Source organism: Streptomyces sp. NPDC034086, from assembly GCF_055575515.1.
This window is the reverse complement of sequence record NZ_JBVISM010000004.1, coordinates 106101-121284: the sequence shown is the minus strand read 5'-3', so window position 1 is coordinate 121284 and position 15184 is coordinate 106101. Positions and strand designations below refer to the sequence as shown.

Below are 15184 nucleotides of genomic sequence, written 5' to 3'. Positions count from 1 at the left end.
ACTAGGGAGCCCCCTCATGAACCACGCGCCCACCCCCGCGCCCCGCCCCGACACCCGCACCCGCCCCTGGCACGGCATCATGGTCGCCACCGCCCTGCCCCTGCGCGCCGACCTCACCGTCGACTACGACGCCTACGCCGAACACGTCGCCTGGCTCATCGCCAACGGCTGCGACGGCGTCGTCCCCAACGGCTCCCTCGGCGAGTACCAGACCCTCACCGACGAGGAGCGGGCCCGCGTCGTCCGCACCGCCGTCGAGGCCGCCGGCGACGGGGCCCGGGTCATGCCGGGCGTGGCCGCGTACGGCAGCGCCGAGGCCCGCCGCTGGGCCGACCAGGCGGCCGAGGCCGGAGCGGGCTCCGTCCTGCTCCTGCCCCCCAACGCCTTCCGCGCCGACGAGGAGACCGTACGCGCCCACTACGCGGAGGTCGCCGGCTCGGGCCTGCCGGTGGTCGCGTACAACAACCCGTACGACACCAAGGTGGACCTGACGCCCTCCCTCCTCGCCCGCCTGCACGCCGACGGCAGCATCGTCGCCGTCAAGGAGTTCAGCGGCGACGTCCGCCGGGCCTACGAGATCGCCGAACTCGCCCCCGGCCTCGACCTGCTCATCGGCGCCGACGACGTCCTGCTCGAACTGGCCCTCGCGGGCGCCGTCGGCTGGATCGCCGGCTACCCCAACGCCCTGCCGCAGTCCTGCGCCACCCTGTACCGGGCCGCCGTCGCCGGCGACCTGGCCACGGCCCTGCCGCTCTACAAGTCCCTGCACTCGCTGCTGCGCTGGGACTCCAAGACCGAGTTCGTCCAGGCCATCAAGCTCTCCATGGACCTCGCCGGACGCCCCGGCGGCGCCACCCGCCCGCCCCGCTTCCCGCTCACCGGCGAGACCGAGGCCGCCGTGCGCGCCGCCACCGAGAAGGCCCTGGCCGAAGGACTCAACTAGGTCCCCCGGAGGGGACGACGGAGGGAACCGGAATGCGCACGCGCCACATCTACCACGCGGTGGACTCCCACACCGAGGGCATGCCCACCCGGGTGATCACCGGGGGAGTCGGGGTGATCCCCGGCGCCACCATGGCCGACAAGCGGCTCCACTTCATGGAGCACATGGACCACGTCCGTACCCTGCTCATGTACGAGCCGCGCGGCCACGCGGCGATGAGCGGCGCCCTCCTCCAGCCCCCCACCCGGCCCGACGCCGACTTCGGCGTGCTCTACATCGAGGTGTCGGGCCTGCTGCCCATGTGCGGGCACGGCACCATCGGGGTGGCGACCGTCCTGGTCGAGACCGGCATGGTCCCGGCCGTCGAGCCGGTCACCACGGTCCGGCTCGACACCCCGGCCGGGCTGGTGAGCGTCGACGTACGCGTCGAGGACGGAGCCGCCACCGCCGTCACCCTCACCAACGTCCCCTCCTTCTGCGTGGGCCTGGACCTGAAGACCGAGGTCCCCGGCTTCGGCACGGTCACCTACGACCTCGCCTACGGCGGCAACTTCTACGCCTTCGTCGAACTCGACGCCCTCGGGCTCCCCTTCGACCGGGCCCGCAAGGACGACCTGATCGCGGCCGGGCTCGCGGTCATGGACGCCGTCAACGCGGGCCCCGACCGCCCCGTCCACCCCGAGAACCCCTCCATCGCCGGGGTCAAGCACGTCTACCTCGCCGCCCCCGGCTCCGACGCCCGCCGCTCCCGGCACGCCATGGCCATCCACCCCGGCTGGTTCGACCGCTCGCCCTGCGGTACGGGCACCAGCGCGCGCATGGCCCAGCTGCACGCGCGGGGACTACTGCCGCTCGGCACGGACTTCGTCAACCAGTCCTTCATCGGCACCGAGTTCACGGGCCGGCTCGTCGGCGCGACCACGGTCGGCGGACACCCCGCCGTGGTCCCCACCGTCACCGGCCGGGCCTGGATCACCGGCACCGCCCAGTACTTCCTCGACCCGACCGACCCCTTCCCCGGAGGGTTCCTGCTGTGACCGCCGTCCGCACCACCGACTACCACACGGCGGGGGAGCCCTTCCGCATCGTCGACACCGCCGCCGACGGGATGCCCCCCGTCCCGGGGGACACCGTCGCCGAGCGCTGCGCCACGGCCATCGGCCCCGGCGGCTCCGGGACCGCGCCGCGCCGGGGCCCGCTGGACGACGTACGGCGGATGCTCGTACAGGAACCGCGCGGGCACGCCGGGATGTACGGCGGGTTCGTGGTGCCCCCGGACGACGACGGGGCCCACCTCGGAGTGCTGTTCTGGCACAAGGACGGCTACTCCACCGCGTGCGGCCACGGCACCATGGCGCTCGGCGCCTGGGCCGTGGACACCGGGCGGGTCGCCGCCCCCGACGACGGGGACGCCCGGGTGCGCATCGACGTACCGTCGGGCCGGGTCACCGCCACCGTCCACCGGGCGCAGGGCCGCACCACCGGGGTCACCTTCCGCAACGTCCCGGCCCGGGTCGCCGCCCGCAAGGTCCCGGTCGCCACCAGCCTCGGCATCGCGGAAGTGGACATCGCGCACGCCGGGGCCTGCTACGCCTCCGTCGCCGCACGCGACCTCGGCCTGGAGGTCACCCGGGCCGCGCTGCCGTCCCTGGTGCGCGCCGGGCGGGAGATCCGCGCCGCGCTCGCCACGCACCCCGCGACCTGGCACCCGGGCGGGCCGCTGCTGTCGGGCGTGTACGGGGTGATCCTCCACGAGGAGCTGCCCGACACCCCCTTCGGGCCGCACCAGCGCAACGTCACCGTCTTCGCCGACGGGCAGACCGACCGCTCGCCCTGCGGCTCCGGCACCTCCGCCCGGCTCGCGCTGCTGGCGGAGGACGGCCGGCTCGGGGCGGGGGAGGACCTGCTCCACGAGTCGGTGACCGGCACCGTCTTCACCGGGCGCGTCCTGGAGGACGGGGTCACCGAGGTGACCGGTACGGCCTACCGCACCGGCGAGCACCTCTTCACCGCCGACCCGTACGACGCGCTCGGCGCGGGCTTCCTGCTGTGACGCCCCCGACCGCCCCGCCGGGGGGCGCGGGGGCCGCGCTCCCGCAGTTCGGCGCCGGGGAGATGGCCCGTCTGCTCACCCCGGCGGCCGCCGTCGACGCCCTGGCGGCCGCCCTGCGGGCCGGCCCGGATCCGGAGGCCTGCCCGCAGCGCACCGGCGTCCCCGTCCCGGCGGGGGAGCTGCTGCTGATGCCGGCGGCCACGGGCGCGTACGCCGGGGTGAAGATCGCCGGAGTCGCGCCCGGCAACCCCGCGCGCGGGCTGCCCCGGATCACCGGCAGCTACCTGCTCCTGGACGGCCCGACCCTGTGCCCGCTGGCCCTGCTCGACGGCGCGGCCCTGACCGCCCTGCGCACCCCGGCGGTGTCCGCGCTCGCCCTGCGCCACCTGGCCCCGGAGGGGCGGCCGCTGCGGCTGCTGCTCTTCGGCTCCGGCCCGCAGGCGTACGGCCACCTCGAAGCGGTGCTCGCCGTCCGGGAGCTGGCCGGGGCGGTGGTCGTCGCCCGGGGTGCGCAGGGCGCCGCCCGGCTGGCCGCGCACGCCCGGTCCCTGGGGGTCGCGGCCCGCACCGGTACGGGGACCGCCGAGGAGGTGGCCGGCGCCGATCTGATCCTGTGCTGCACGACCGCCAGGGAGCCGCTGTTCGACGGGCGGCTGGTCGCCCCGGGAGCGGTGGTCGTCGCCGTCGGCTCGCACGAGCCGGACGCCCGGGAGACGGACACCGCCCTCGTGCGACGCGCGGCGGTGTACGTGGAGTCGCGGGCGGCGGCGCTGCGCGAGGCGGGGGACCTGCTGGTGCCGGAGGCGGAGGGGGCGATCGGCCCCGGTCATATCAGCGGCACCCTCGCCGACCTGGTGCGGGGCCGCGATCCGCTGCCGGGGCGGGCGAGTTGTCCCCAGCTCTTCAAGAGCGTGGGCATGGCCTGGGAGGATCTGGCGGTGGCGGTGGCGATCTACCGGGCGGCGACCGGGGTCAGCGGCGAAACGTGACATTGTACGCTGTTCCCCTGCCCGTCGCTGGTGTGCGGGGTCTCGGAGGAAGAGCAATGGGTGACCTGAAGCAGCACAGTCTCATCAAGGCGCAGGAGCGGCTGCGCGACCAGGTCGGCCATGCCCTCCGGGCCGCCCTGATAGCGGGCGAACTGCGCCCCGGCAGCGTCTATTCGGCGCCCGGCCTGGCCGCCGAGCTCGGGGTCTCCGCCACCCCGGTCCGCGAGGCCATGCTCGACCTGGCCCGTGAGGGCCTGGTGGAGCCGGTCCGCAACAAGGGCTTCCGGATCACCGAGGTCAGCGAGCGCGACCTGGACCAGTACACCGAACTGCGCACGATGATCGAGGTCCCGACCATCGGCAAGATCACCAGGATTGCCACGGCCGAGCAGCTGGAGGCCCTGCGCCCCGTCGCGGAGGAGATCGTCAGCAGCGCCCGCGAGCACAACCTCATCGGCTATTTGGAGGCCGACCGCCGCTTCCACCTCGGCCTGCTCGCCCTCGCGGGCAACGAGCGCCTGGTCGAGACCGTCGGCGACCTTCGCAAGCGCTCCCGGCTGTACGGCCTCACGGGCCTGGACGAGGCCGGCAAGCTGGTCTCCTCCGCCGAGGAGCACATCGAGCTGCTCGACCTGATGCTCTCCGGTGACGCGGAGGCCGCCGAGGCCTGCATGCAGCGCCACCTCGGCCACGTCCGCTCGCTCTGGGCGCAGGGCCGCGACGAACCGGTGGGCCGCACCCCGGGCGTGCTCGGCTCGGGCGTCTGACCCGGCACCGGCGGCTCGGCGTCTGACCCGGCACCGGCGGCTCGGCGTCTGACCCGGCACCGGTCCGTCTCGGGCCGGATCCCGTAGGGCCCCAGGGCCCGGACCTTCGGGTCCGGGCCCAACTCGCGTTCGGACGACGGGTTTTGGACACGGCTGGATAACGGCGGCGACAACCCCTTGTCAGTGCAATTTCACATTACTATGTTACCGGTCACACCCTAAAGCGCGGCCCTTCCCTGGAGTGACCCATGACCAAGCGCACCCAGCTCACCCTCGCCACCGCCCTGGTGGCGACGCTCGTCGTCGGCGCCTCGGGCTGCTCCGGCACCACGAAGGGCCCCGCGGCCGGCGGCGCGTCCAACCCGGCCACCGCCAACGAGGGGAAGGTCCTCGGCGGCACGCCCGTCAAGGGCGGCACCCTCACCGTCCTGTCCAACCAGGACTTCTCCCACCTCGACCCCGCCCGCAACTGGGTGATGCCGACCATCGACTTCGGGACCCGGCTGCTCTACCGCACGCTCGTCACCTTCAAGGCCGAGCCCGGCAAGGCGGGCAGCGAACTGGTCCCCGACCTCGCCACCGACCTCGGCACCCCCTCCAACGGGGGCCGCACCTGGACCTTCACCCTCAAGGAAGGCCTCAAGTACGAGGACGGCAGCCCCATCAAGGCCCAGGACATCAAGTACAACGTCGAACGCTCCTTCGCCCCCGACCTCACCGGCGGCCCCGACTACGCGGCCCAGTACCTGGCCGGCGCCGAGGGCTACAAGGGCCCCCTCCAGGGACAGCACCTCGACTCCGTGAAGACCCCCGACGACCGGACGATCGTGTTCGAACTCAAGCGCCCGGTCGCCGAGTTCTCCGCCACCGCCACCCTGCCGACCTTCGCGCCCGTCCCGCAGGCCCAGGAGAAGGGCACCCAGTACGACGCCCGCCCCTTCTCCTCCGGCCCCTACAAGATCGAGACCTACGACCGCGACAAGAAGCTCGTGCTCGTCCGCAACGCACACTGGGACCCGCGGACCGACACCGTCCGCAAGGCCTACCCCGACAAGTTCGTGGTGGTCATGGGCCTCAAGGGCGGCCAGATCGACGACCGGATCATCGCCGGCGAGGGCGCCGACGCCTCCGCCGTCCAGTACTCCGACATGCGCCCCGAAAGCGCCCCCAAGGTGCTGCCCAAGCCGGACGTCAAGACGCGCCTGCTCGCCGAGTCCCAGGGCTGTACCGAGATGCTCCACCTGAACAACTCCCGCGCCCCCTTCAACGACCCCAAGGTCCGCGAGGCCATGCAGTACGCGGTCGACAAGGAGGCCGTCGTCACCGCGAGCGGCGGCCCCGCCCTCAACGAGGTCGCCACCGCCTACCTGCCCCCGGCCCTGTCCGGCGGCAAGCAGGCCGACACCCTCAAGATCGCCCCGTCCGGCGACCCCGCCAAGGCGAAGGAACTCCTCAAGGCCGCCGGCAAGGAGAACCTGAAGGTCTCCCTGGCCGTCTCCACCGGCGACAAGGGCAAGGCCGAGGCCATCCAGCAGGGCCTGTCCCGCGCCGGCGTCGAGGTCGTCATCGACACCGTCGACCCGGGCGCCTACTACGACGTCATCGGCGACCTCTCCACCACGCCCGACATGACCCTCACCGGCTGGTGCCCCGACTACCCCTCCGGCTCCACCTGGATCCCCTTCGTCTTCGACGGACGCACCATCAAGGACAAGGGCAACCAGGGCAACTACAGCCAGTTCCGCGACGAGGCCGTCATGAAGCGGATCGACGAGATCAACGCCATGGCCGACGCCAAGCAGGCCAACCAGGCCTGGATCGACCTCGACGCGGAGATCATGAAGAAGTCCCCGTCCGTCCCCGTCACGCTGAAGCGCAAGCCGCTGCTCGTCGGCCCCAACATCGCCGGCGCCTACGGCCACCCCGTGTGGACCGGCACCATCGACTACGCGACCGTCGGCCTCAAGGACCCCGCGAAGAGCCAGGGCTGAGGCGGCCAGGGACCCACAGCGCCATGACCACCACCGCACCGGCGTCCGGAGCCCCGGCCCCCGACGCCCCACCGCCCGGAGCCCCGGCCAAGGACCTCCCGCCGGGCAGCAGCCCCTGGCAGCTCGCCCGGCGGGAACTGGCCCGTCGTCCCGCCGTCCGCGTCAGCGCCGGCGTCGTCCTCCTCTTCGTCCTGATGGCCGCCACCGCCCCCTGGCTGGGAGCACTCGGCGGCTGGTCCCCCGAGGAGTTCGACAAGAGCGCCGTCGACCCCTACCTCGGCGGCCTCCCACTGGGCTTCCTCGGCGGCATCAGCCCCGAGCACTGGCTCGGCGTCGAACCCGTCACCGGGCGGGACCTGTTCGCCCGCGTCGTCCACGGCGCCCAGGTCTCCCTGCTCATCGCCTTCGCGGCCACCGCCATCGTCGTCCTCGCCGGAACCGCCGCCGGCATCGCGGCCGGCTACTTCGGCGGCCGCACCGACGCCGTCCTGTCCCGGCTGATGGACCTCACCATGTCCTTCCCCTCGCTGATCTTCATGATCGCGATGCTGTCGGTGGCCAAGGACGTCAACCGCATCGTCCTGATGACCGCCGTCATCGGGCTCTTCGGCTGGCCCGGAGTCGCCCGCGTCGTCCGCGGCCAGACCCTCTCCCTCAAACACCGCGAGTACGTCGACGCCGCCCGCGTCGGCGGATCGAGCGCCTGGCGCATCCTGACCCGCGACATCCTCCCGGGCGTCGCCGCCCCCGTCATCGCCTACACCACCCTGCTCATCCCCGGCATGATCAGCACCGAGGCCGCGCTCAGCTACCTCGGCGTCGGGGTCCGCCCGCCCACCCCGTCCTGGGGCCAGATGATCGCCGAGTCCGTGGCCTTCTACGAGACCGACCCGATGTACTTCGTCATCCCGAGCGTCTTCCTCTTCCTCGCGGTCCTCGCCTTCACCCTCCTCGGCGACGCCCTGCGCGACGTCCTCGACCCGAGGGGCGGCCGCAGTTGATCCTCTACCTCCTGCGCCGCCTCGTCGCCCTGGCCGGCGTGCTCCTCGCCATCGCGGCCGTCACCTTCCTCATCTTCTACGTCCTGCCCTCCGACCCGGCCGCCGCCGCCTGCGGCAAGACGTGCAGCGCCGAACGACTCGCCGACGTACGCGCCCACCTGGGCCTCGACCAGCCCCTGTGGCGGCAGTTCGCCGACTTCCTCACCGGCATCTTCACCGGCCGCACCCTCGGCTCCGGCCAGTACGCCGTCCAGTGCGACTTCCCCTGCCTGGGCTACTCCTACGAGAACTCCCTGCCGGTCTGGGACCTGCTGATGGACCGGCTCCCCGTCTCCGCCTCCCTCGCCGTGGGCGCCGCCGCCCTGTGGCTCCTCCTGGGCCTCGGCGCCGGCGTGACCGCCGCCCTGCGCAAGGACACCGCCACCGACAAGGCCCTCATGGTCGGCGCGGTCGCCGCGGCCTCCCTGCCCGTCTACTTCACCTCCGTCATGCTCATCTACGGGGTCATCCGCACCGCCGGGCTGCTGCCCTACCCCAGCTACCAGCCCTTCACCGGCGACCCCCTCGGCTGGGCCGCGAACCTGCTGCTGCCCTGGACCGCGCTCGCCCTGCTCTACGCCGCCATGTACGCCCGCCAGAGCCGCGGCTCGATGATCGAGGCGATGGCCGAGCCGTACATCCGCACCGCCCGCGCCAAGGGCATGCCCGAGCGCACGGTCGTCGTCAAACACGGGCTGCGCTCCGGTATGACCCCGATCCTCACCATCTTCGGCATGGACCTCGGCGGCCTGCTCGCCGGAGCCGTCATCACCGAGTCCATCTTCGGACTCCCCGGCGTCGGCAGGCTCTTCTACGGAGCCCTCGTCAGCTCCGACCAGCCCGTGGTCCTCGGCGTCACCCTGCTCGCCGCCTTCTTCATCGTCGTCGCGAACCTCGCCGTCGACCTGCTGTACGCCGTCATCGACCCGAGGGTGAGGTACTGATGAGCACCCCGCTGCTCGACGTGCGCGACCTGTGCGTCACGTTCACCACCCCGCGCGGCACCGTACGCGCCGTCGACTCGCTCGGCTTCACCGTCGAGGCGGGCCGCACCCTCGGCATCGTCGGAGAATCCGGATCGGGGAAATCCGTCACCTCCCTCGCCGTCATGGGCCTGCACCGCGCCGGTGCCGAGGTCACCGGCTCCGTCGCCCTCGCCGGGCAGGAGCTCACCGGCCTCCCCGAGAAGGAACTCGCCAAGGTGCGCGGCCGCAGGATGGCCATGATCTTCCAGGACCCGCTGTCCAGCCTGCACCCCTACTACACCGTCGGCGAGCAGATCGCCGAGCACTTCCGCGTGCACTTCAAGGCCGGTCGGGCCGCCGCCCGCAAACGCGCCGTCGACATGCTCGGCGAGGTGGGCATCCCCGAACCGGCCCGCCGGGCGGGGGAGTACCCGCACCAGTTCTCCGGCGGCATGCGCCAACGCGCGATGATCGCCATGGCCCTGGCCTGCGAACCCGACCTGCTCATCGCCGACGAACCCACCACCGCCCTCGACGTCACCGTCCAGGCGCAGATCCTCGAACTGATCGCCCGCCTCCAGGAGGAACGCGGCCTCGGCGTCGTCATGATCACCCACGACCTGGGGGTGGTGGCCCGCGTCGCCCACGAGGTGCTGGTCATGTACGGCGGCCGGGCCGCCGAACAGGCCCCCGCCGACGCCCTGTTCGCCGACCCCGCCCACCCCTACACCCGGGGCCTGCTCGACTCCCTGCCCCGTCTCGACAGCGCCGACGACGTCCCGCTGCCCTCCATCCCCGGCTCCCCGCCATCGCTGCTCAACCGCACCCCGGGCTGCGCCTTCGCCCCGCGCTGCCCGCGGGCCGCCGCCGGCCCGCCGCAGGAGCGCGAGCGCTGCGCGGCCGAACTGCCCGAGCTGCTCCCGTACGGTTCCCCGGCCCGGACGGCCGCCTGCCACTTCGCGGGCTCCGCCCCCGCCCGCACCCCGGAGGTGTCCCGATGACCGCCCCGGCCACCCGCGAGGACCGGGCCGCACGGCCGGCCGGCCCGGCCGGCCCCCTGCTCTCCGTACGGGACCTGACCATGACGTTCCCCGGCAAGCGCTCGCTGACGGGGCGCCGGGCGGCCCCCGTGCGGGCCGTCGACGGGATCTCCTTCGACCTGGAGGCCGGCCGTACCCTCGGCCTCGTCGGCGAATCCGGCTGCGGCAAGTCCACCACCGGCCGGATGCTGGTGCGGCTGCTGGAACCCACCTCCGGCAGCGTCACCTTCGACGGCAGGGACATCAGCCGCCTCTCCCAGGGCGAGCTGCGCCCCCTGCGCAGGAACATCCAGATGGTCTTCCAGGACCCCCACTCCTCCCTCAACCCCCGCCAGACCGTGGCCCGGATCATCTCCGACCCGCTGATGGTGCAGGGCTGGAGCGCGGCGGACGCCCGCCGCCGGGCCGCCGAGCTGATGGAGCTGACCGGGCTGATCCCCGAGCACATCGACCGCTACCCGCACGAGTTCTCCGGCGGCCAGGCCCAGCGCATCGGCATCGCCCGTGCGCTCGCCACCAGCCCCCGGCTGGTCATCGCCGACGAACCGGTCTCCGCCCTCGACGTCTCCGTCCAGGCGCAGATCGTCAACCTGATGGAGCGGCTGCGCGCCGAACTGGGCCTGGCCTACGTGTTCATCGCGCACGACCTGTCGGTCGTCAAGCGGGTCAGCGACCGGGTGGCGGTCATGTACCTCGGCCGGATCGTCGAGATCGGGGACAAGAAGTCCCTCTACGAGAACCCGCAGCACCCCTACACCCGGGCGCTGCTGTCCGCCGTACCGCTGCCCGACCCGGCGGCGGAGCGGCGGCGCGAGCGGATCGTGCTGCTCGGCGATCCGCCGAGCCCGGCCGCCCCGCCCCCCGGCTGCACCTTCCACCCGCGCTGCCCCCTGGCGCAGGAGGTCTGCCGCACCGAGCGGCCGGCGCTGCGGCTCGTCGCCTCGCGCGAGGTGGCGTGCCACCTGGCGTAGGCGGCGGGTCCCGGGTGACCGACGGGACCGCGGGAGGGGGGAGGGGCCCCGGGGACGACGAAGTCCCCGGGGCCCCGTGCCGTCGGGGCCGCTCAGCCGGTCAGGCCCAGCTCGCGGCGGAAGAACTCCAGCTCCAGCGCCATGACCTTCTCCCGTGTCCCGCCCGGGGTCATGTGCGTGACGCCGGGCAGCGCCAGCAGCTGGTGCGGACGGCCGGCGTCCGTGAGGGCCCGGGACAGGCGCAGGGTGTGGGAGGGGTGGACGTTGTCGTCGGCCAGTCCGGTGACCAGCAGCAACGGCCGGACCAGCGCGGGCGCGTCGGGGATCAGGGAGTCCCGCTCGTACACCTCCGGGTGGTCCTGCGGGAGTCCGAGGTAGCGCTCGGTGTACGCCGTGTCGTAGTGCCGGAAGTCGGTGGGCGCGGCCCCGGCGGCAGCCGCGTGGAAGACGTCCGGGCGGCGCAGCACGGCCATGGCCGCCAGGTAGCCGCCGTAGGACCAGCCGCGCACCCCGACCCGGCCGAGGTCGAGGTCGCGGTGGCGCTCGCCGAGCGCCCGCAGCGCCGCGACCTGGTCCTCGAGGGTGACCTCGGAGAAGCCCCGGTACATGGCGTGGGTGAAGGCGGGCGAGACGTACGGGGTGCCCCGGTTGTCGACGGTGACGACGGCGAAGCCCTGGTCGGCCCACCACTGGCGGTGCTGCCAGCGGCGCGGCTCGGCGCACACGTCCTGGTAGCCGGGTCCGCCGTAACCGTCCACCAGTACGGGCAGTTTCCGGCCGGGGACGTGGCCGCGGGGCAGCACGAGCGCGGTGGGGACCCCGTGTTCGGTGACCCGCTCCAGGACCGGTCGCACCCGGTACGGCAGCGGCGCGGACAGATCGGCGGGGCTGGACTCCCGGCCGTCGGGGGCGCGTACGGTACGCCGGATCCCCTCGGCGCGGGCGCCGGTGAGCAGCAGGGCCCCGCAGGACGCGGCGGACACGGAGTGCACCCCGGGACCGTCGGCGAGCGGGGTCAGCGCTCCGGAGCCGGGGTCGAGCAGCAGCACCTGCTGCTCGGCGGGGTCGCGCAGCCCGGCCTCGATCAGCAGCAGTCCCCGGTGCAGGCCGGCCACCCGGCGGACCTGTATCCCGTCGCCGGTGAGCGGCTCGCCGTCGACGGCGAGGGCGCGGGCGGCCCCGCCGGGGGTGTCGGTGGCGGTGAGCATCCGGCCGTCGGGCAGCCGGGCCGGGGTGCCGGGCACGAGCGGGTCCACCCACTGGGGGTGCGTGGTGCGGGAGAGTTCGGTGGTGCGGCCGGTGGCCGGGTCGGCGCTCAGCAGCAGCACGGTGCGCTGGAGCCGGTCCTGGACGGTCAGCAGGATCTCCGTCCCGGAGTCCCAGCCCGCGTCGGAGACGTAGGGGAAGGCCTCGGCGTCCCAGTCGAGCCGGACCCGGCCGCCGTCCGGGCGGAGCACCCAGAGCTGCACGTCGGCGTTGGGGCCGCCCGCCTCGGGGTACGCGAAGTCCTCCGCCGGGAGTTCCGGGTGTGCCGGGTCGGTGAAGTGGCGGCGCGGGAGGGCGCTCTCGTCGACGCGGGCGGCGAGCAGGGTGACGCCGTCGGGGGACCACCAGTGGCCCCGGGCGCGCCCGAGTTCCTCGGCGGCGGCGAATTCCGCGACGCCCCAGCGGGCTCCGTCGGCGGGGCTGGCGCGGCCGCCCGGGTGGACGTAGAGGGCGTCGTCCGTGACGTACGCGACGCGCGAGCCGTCGGAGTTGGGGCGGGGGTCCAGGGCGGGGCCGGCGGTGGGGACCGGCGAGGGCGTGCCGGTGCCGTCACAGGTGACCTCGTACAGCTTCCCGTAGAGCGGGAAGACGGCGCGGCGGCCGTCGCCGGTGAGGGCGTACGAGCCGATCCCGGCGGCGACGAGCCGGGTGCGCTCGCGCAGCCGGCGCTCGGCGACGGGGAGCGGGCCGGGCTCGGGACAGAGCGCGCGCGGGTCGGCGAGCCGGGTCTCGGTGCCGGTGGCGGTGTCGAGGATCCAGAGGCTCTCCAGGGGGTCGGTGGGGCCCGTGGAGCGCAGGAACCAGAGGAGGCGGCCGTCGTCGCCGAAGGCGAAAGCCCGGGGGGAGCCGTACGTGAACCGGGCGGTGTCGCCGGAGAGCCTGAGGAAATCGTCCATGATCCCCATTGTGGCAGGTGAAATGTCACATGGCATAGGCCGTTCGAGTGGTGGCACCCCGCCCCCGGGCTTAGCGTCGACTAGTGGACCCGAACGCACTGCCGACCAACAACGGGACCGACGGCAAGGTCCGCGGGAGCGGAAACGGGCTGGCCCTGTTCGTCATTGCCTCGTGCCAGCTCATGGTCGTGCTCGACATCACCATCGTGAACATCGCGCTACCACACATCCAGACCGCCCTCGACTTCTCCACCGAGAGCCTCTCCTGGGTCGTCAGCGCCTACACGCTCACCTTCGGCGGTCTGCTCCTGCTGGGCGGCCGCACCGGCGACATCCTCGGCAGGAAGCGCGTCTTCGTCTTCGGAGTACTGCTCTTCGGCCTGGCCTCCCTGCTCGGCGGACTCGCCCAGAACGCCGGCCAGCTGATGGCGGCCAGGGCCCTCCAGGGCGTCGGCGGCGCCATCGCCTCCCCGACCTCGCTGGCCCTGATCACCACCACCTTCCGCGAAGGCCCGGCGCGCAACCGGGCCTTCGGCGTGTTCGCCGCCGTCTCCGCCGGCGGCGGTGCCATCGGGCTCCTGGCGGGCGGGATCCTGGTCGAATGGCTCAACTGGCGCTGGGTGCTCTTCGTCAACGTCCCGATCGCCCTGCTGATCGCCGTCCTGGCCGCCAGGGTCCTGCGCGAGTCCGCGCGCCACCCCGGGCACTTCGACCTCCCCGGCGCGCTGCTGGGCACCTGCGGCATGGTCAGCCTCGTCTACGGCTTCATCCGCGCCTCCCAGGAGGGCTGGCGCGACGGGCTCACCCTCGCCTCCTTCGCCGCCTCCGTGGTCCTGCTGGCCCTGTTCCTCCTCAACGAGCGGCGCTCGCCCCAGCCGATCACCCCGCTGCACATGTTCGCCGACCGCAACCGCGCGGGCACCTACGGGATCATGCTCTTCCTCGCCTGCGCGATCTTCGGCATGTTCTTCTTCCTGACCCTGTTCGTGCAGAACGTCCTCGACTTCAGCCCGCTGCGGGCCGGACTCGCCTTCCTGCCCGTCAGCGTCGTGGTCGCGCTGGCGGCCGGATCCGCCTCCCAACTGCTGCCCCGGTACGGACCCAAGCCCTTCATGGTCGCCGGCGCGCTGTGCTGCGCGACCGGGCTGGGCTGGCTGACGCTCACCGACGTCCACTCCACCTACCCGGGCAGCATCCTCGGCCCGCTGCTGGTGTTCGCCACCGGCATGGGGCTGCAGTTCGTCTCGCTGACCCTGATGGCCCTGTCCGGCGTCCCCGACCGCGAGTCCGGCGCGGCCTCCGGGCTGCTCAACTCGATGCAGCAGGTCGGCGGCTCACTGGGACTGTCGATCCTGGTCACCGTCTTCGGAACGGCCAGCCGCGACGAGGCGAAGGAGCAGGTGCCGGCCTTCCTCGGCGCCGCGAGCCCCGAACAGAAGGCCTTCTTCACGCGCACCGGGCAGCTCCCCCGCCCCTGGGCCGACCAGGTGCTCACCTCGGGCGTGAACGCGGCCTTCGTCGCGGCGTCCCTCTTCACGCTCGCCGGCGCCGTCATCGCGCTCGTCGCGATCCAGGTGCGGCCCTCGGACCTGGAAAGCCTCCAGGGCAACCACACCCCGGCCCCGGTCCCGGACGAGCGGGGCGGGTAGGCTCGGCGGCTCATCGTAAAACCGGGGGGAATGTCCGATGTTCCGATCGACCGTGCGCGGCGCCGCCGCTGCAGCCCTGACCGTCACCCTGGCGGCCTTCACCGTCTCCTGCGGGAGCGACCCGGAGCCGGGGGCCGCCGCGGCCCCGTCGCCCGCCGCCTCCGCCCCGTCGCCCGCCGCGTCCGCGTCCCCGAGGTCCGGCGCCTCCGGCGGCGGTACGGGCGCACCCGCGTCCCCGGCCGCGACGCCCACCGCCCGGGCCACCGGCCCGGCCTCCGCGAGCGGCCTGCCCTCCGCGCCGCCCGAACGCGTCCGGGACGCCTTCGCCGGACTCCAGGCGACCCTGGGGGACTCCTGCACGCCCGGCAACTGCGCGTACTTCCTCGGCCGCGTCCACGACGAACTCCACCGCCTGGACCGGGCGATGAAGGCCGACCCGAAGGGCCCCGGCCACTTTCCCGAGCCGATCGCCCTGATCGCGAAGCTCGACGGGCAACTGGGCGGCGACCGAGGCTTCGAGAACCTGAAGAAGCACGAGAGCGCGCTGACCGCCACCCGGGACGAGATCAACACCTGGATGCAGGACCACCCCGACGACTACCGCTGACCGCGGG

The 15184-nt window shown here is 73.5% G+C and carries 13 protein-coding genes; 12 read left to right on the top strand and 1 reads right to left on the bottom strand.

What is annotated here, in order from left to right:
• The first annotated feature begins 16 nt into the window (after positions 1 to 16).
• The 10 genes from ACZ514_RS13380 (at position 17) to ACZ514_RS13335 (ending at position 10759) form a co-directional block, all read left to right on the top strand.
• Complete coding sequence (locus ACZ514_RS13380) at positions 17 to 943, top strand: dihydrodipicolinate synthase family protein (RefSeq protein WP_468165208.1); 927 nt, start codon at positions 17 to 19, stop codon at positions 941 to 943.
• A 32-nt stretch (positions 944 to 975) separates the two neighbouring features.
• Complete coding sequence (locus tag ACZ514_RS13375) at positions 976 to 1980, top strand: proline racemase family protein (protein ID WP_468165206.1); 1005 nt, start codon at positions 976 to 978, stop codon at positions 1978 to 1980.
• Entirely contained in the window at positions 1977 to 2996 is a 1020-nt protein-coding gene (locus tag ACZ514_RS13370; RefSeq protein WP_468165204.1) for a proline racemase family protein, read from the top strand. The genes ACZ514_RS13375 and ACZ514_RS13370 overlap by 4 nt, the downstream gene beginning before the upstream one ends.
• Positions 2997 to 3058: 62 nt before the next feature.
• Positions 3059 to 3985 (top strand): ornithine cyclodeaminase family protein, encoded by a 927-nt coding sequence (locus tag ACZ514_RS13365; RefSeq protein WP_468697443.1) that lies wholly within the window; start codon positions 3059 to 3061, stop codon positions 3983 to 3985.
• A gap of 56 nt (positions 3986 to 4041) precedes the next feature.
• Positions 4042 to 4752: a GntR family transcriptional regulator gene (locus tag ACZ514_RS13360; RefSeq protein WP_468165202.1), complete on the top strand. Its 711-nt coding sequence runs from the start codon at positions 4042 to 4044 to the stop codon at positions 4750 to 4752.
• Between the two features lie 248 nt (positions 4753 to 5000).
• A complete protein-coding gene (locus ACZ514_RS13355; RefSeq protein ID WP_468165200.1) occupies positions 5001 to 6743 on the top strand; it encodes an ABC transporter substrate-binding protein in 1743 nt (580 codons plus the stop codon).
• 23 nt (positions 6744 to 6766) lie between these two features.
• Positions 6767 to 7744: an ABC transporter permease gene (locus tag ACZ514_RS13350; RefSeq protein WP_469124734.1), complete on the top strand. Its 978-nt coding sequence runs from the start codon at positions 6767 to 6769 to the stop codon at positions 7742 to 7744.
• Entirely contained in the window at positions 7741 to 8727 is a 987-nt protein-coding gene (locus tag ACZ514_RS13345) for an ABC transporter permease (protein ID WP_468697178.1), read from the top strand. Before ACZ514_RS13350 ends, ACZ514_RS13345 begins: the two co-directional genes overlap by 4 nt.
• The gene (locus ACZ514_RS13340) at positions 8727 to 9749 is read left to right on the top strand and encodes an ABC transporter ATP-binding protein (RefSeq protein ID WP_468165196.1); all 1023 of its coding nucleotides are present in this window, start codon (positions 8727 to 8729) and stop codon (positions 9747 to 9749) included. Before ACZ514_RS13345 ends, ACZ514_RS13340 begins: the two co-directional genes overlap by 1 nt.
• The gene (locus tag ACZ514_RS13335) at positions 9746 to 10759 is read left to right on the top strand and encodes an ABC transporter ATP-binding protein (RefSeq protein WP_469124733.1); all 1014 of its coding nucleotides are present in this window, start codon (positions 9746 to 9748) and stop codon (positions 10757 to 10759) included. The genes ACZ514_RS13340 and ACZ514_RS13335 overlap by 4 nt, the downstream gene beginning before the upstream one ends.
• A 92-nt stretch (positions 10760 to 10851) precedes the next feature.
• On the opposite strand, the gene ACZ514_RS13330 is transcribed toward ACZ514_RS13335, so the two are convergent.
• Positions 10852 to 12921 (bottom strand): S9 family peptidase, encoded by a 2070-nt coding sequence (locus ACZ514_RS13330; RefSeq protein ID WP_469124732.1) that lies wholly within the window; start codon positions 12919 to 12921, stop codon positions 10852 to 10854.
• Between the two features lie 83 nt (positions 12922 to 13004).
• Between ACZ514_RS13330 and ACZ514_RS13325 the strand changes: the two genes are divergently transcribed.
• The gene (locus ACZ514_RS13325; protein ID WP_468165190.1) at positions 13005 to 14570 is read left to right on the top strand and encodes an MFS transporter; all 1566 of its coding nucleotides are present in this window, start codon (positions 13005 to 13007) and stop codon (positions 14568 to 14570) included.
• A gap of 37 nt (positions 14571 to 14607) precedes the next feature.
• Complete coding sequence (locus ACZ514_RS13320) at positions 14608 to 15177, top strand: hypothetical protein (RefSeq protein WP_469124731.1); 570 nt, start codon at positions 14608 to 14610, stop codon at positions 15175 to 15177.
• The last annotated feature ends 7 nt before the right edge of the window (positions 15178 to 15184 follow it).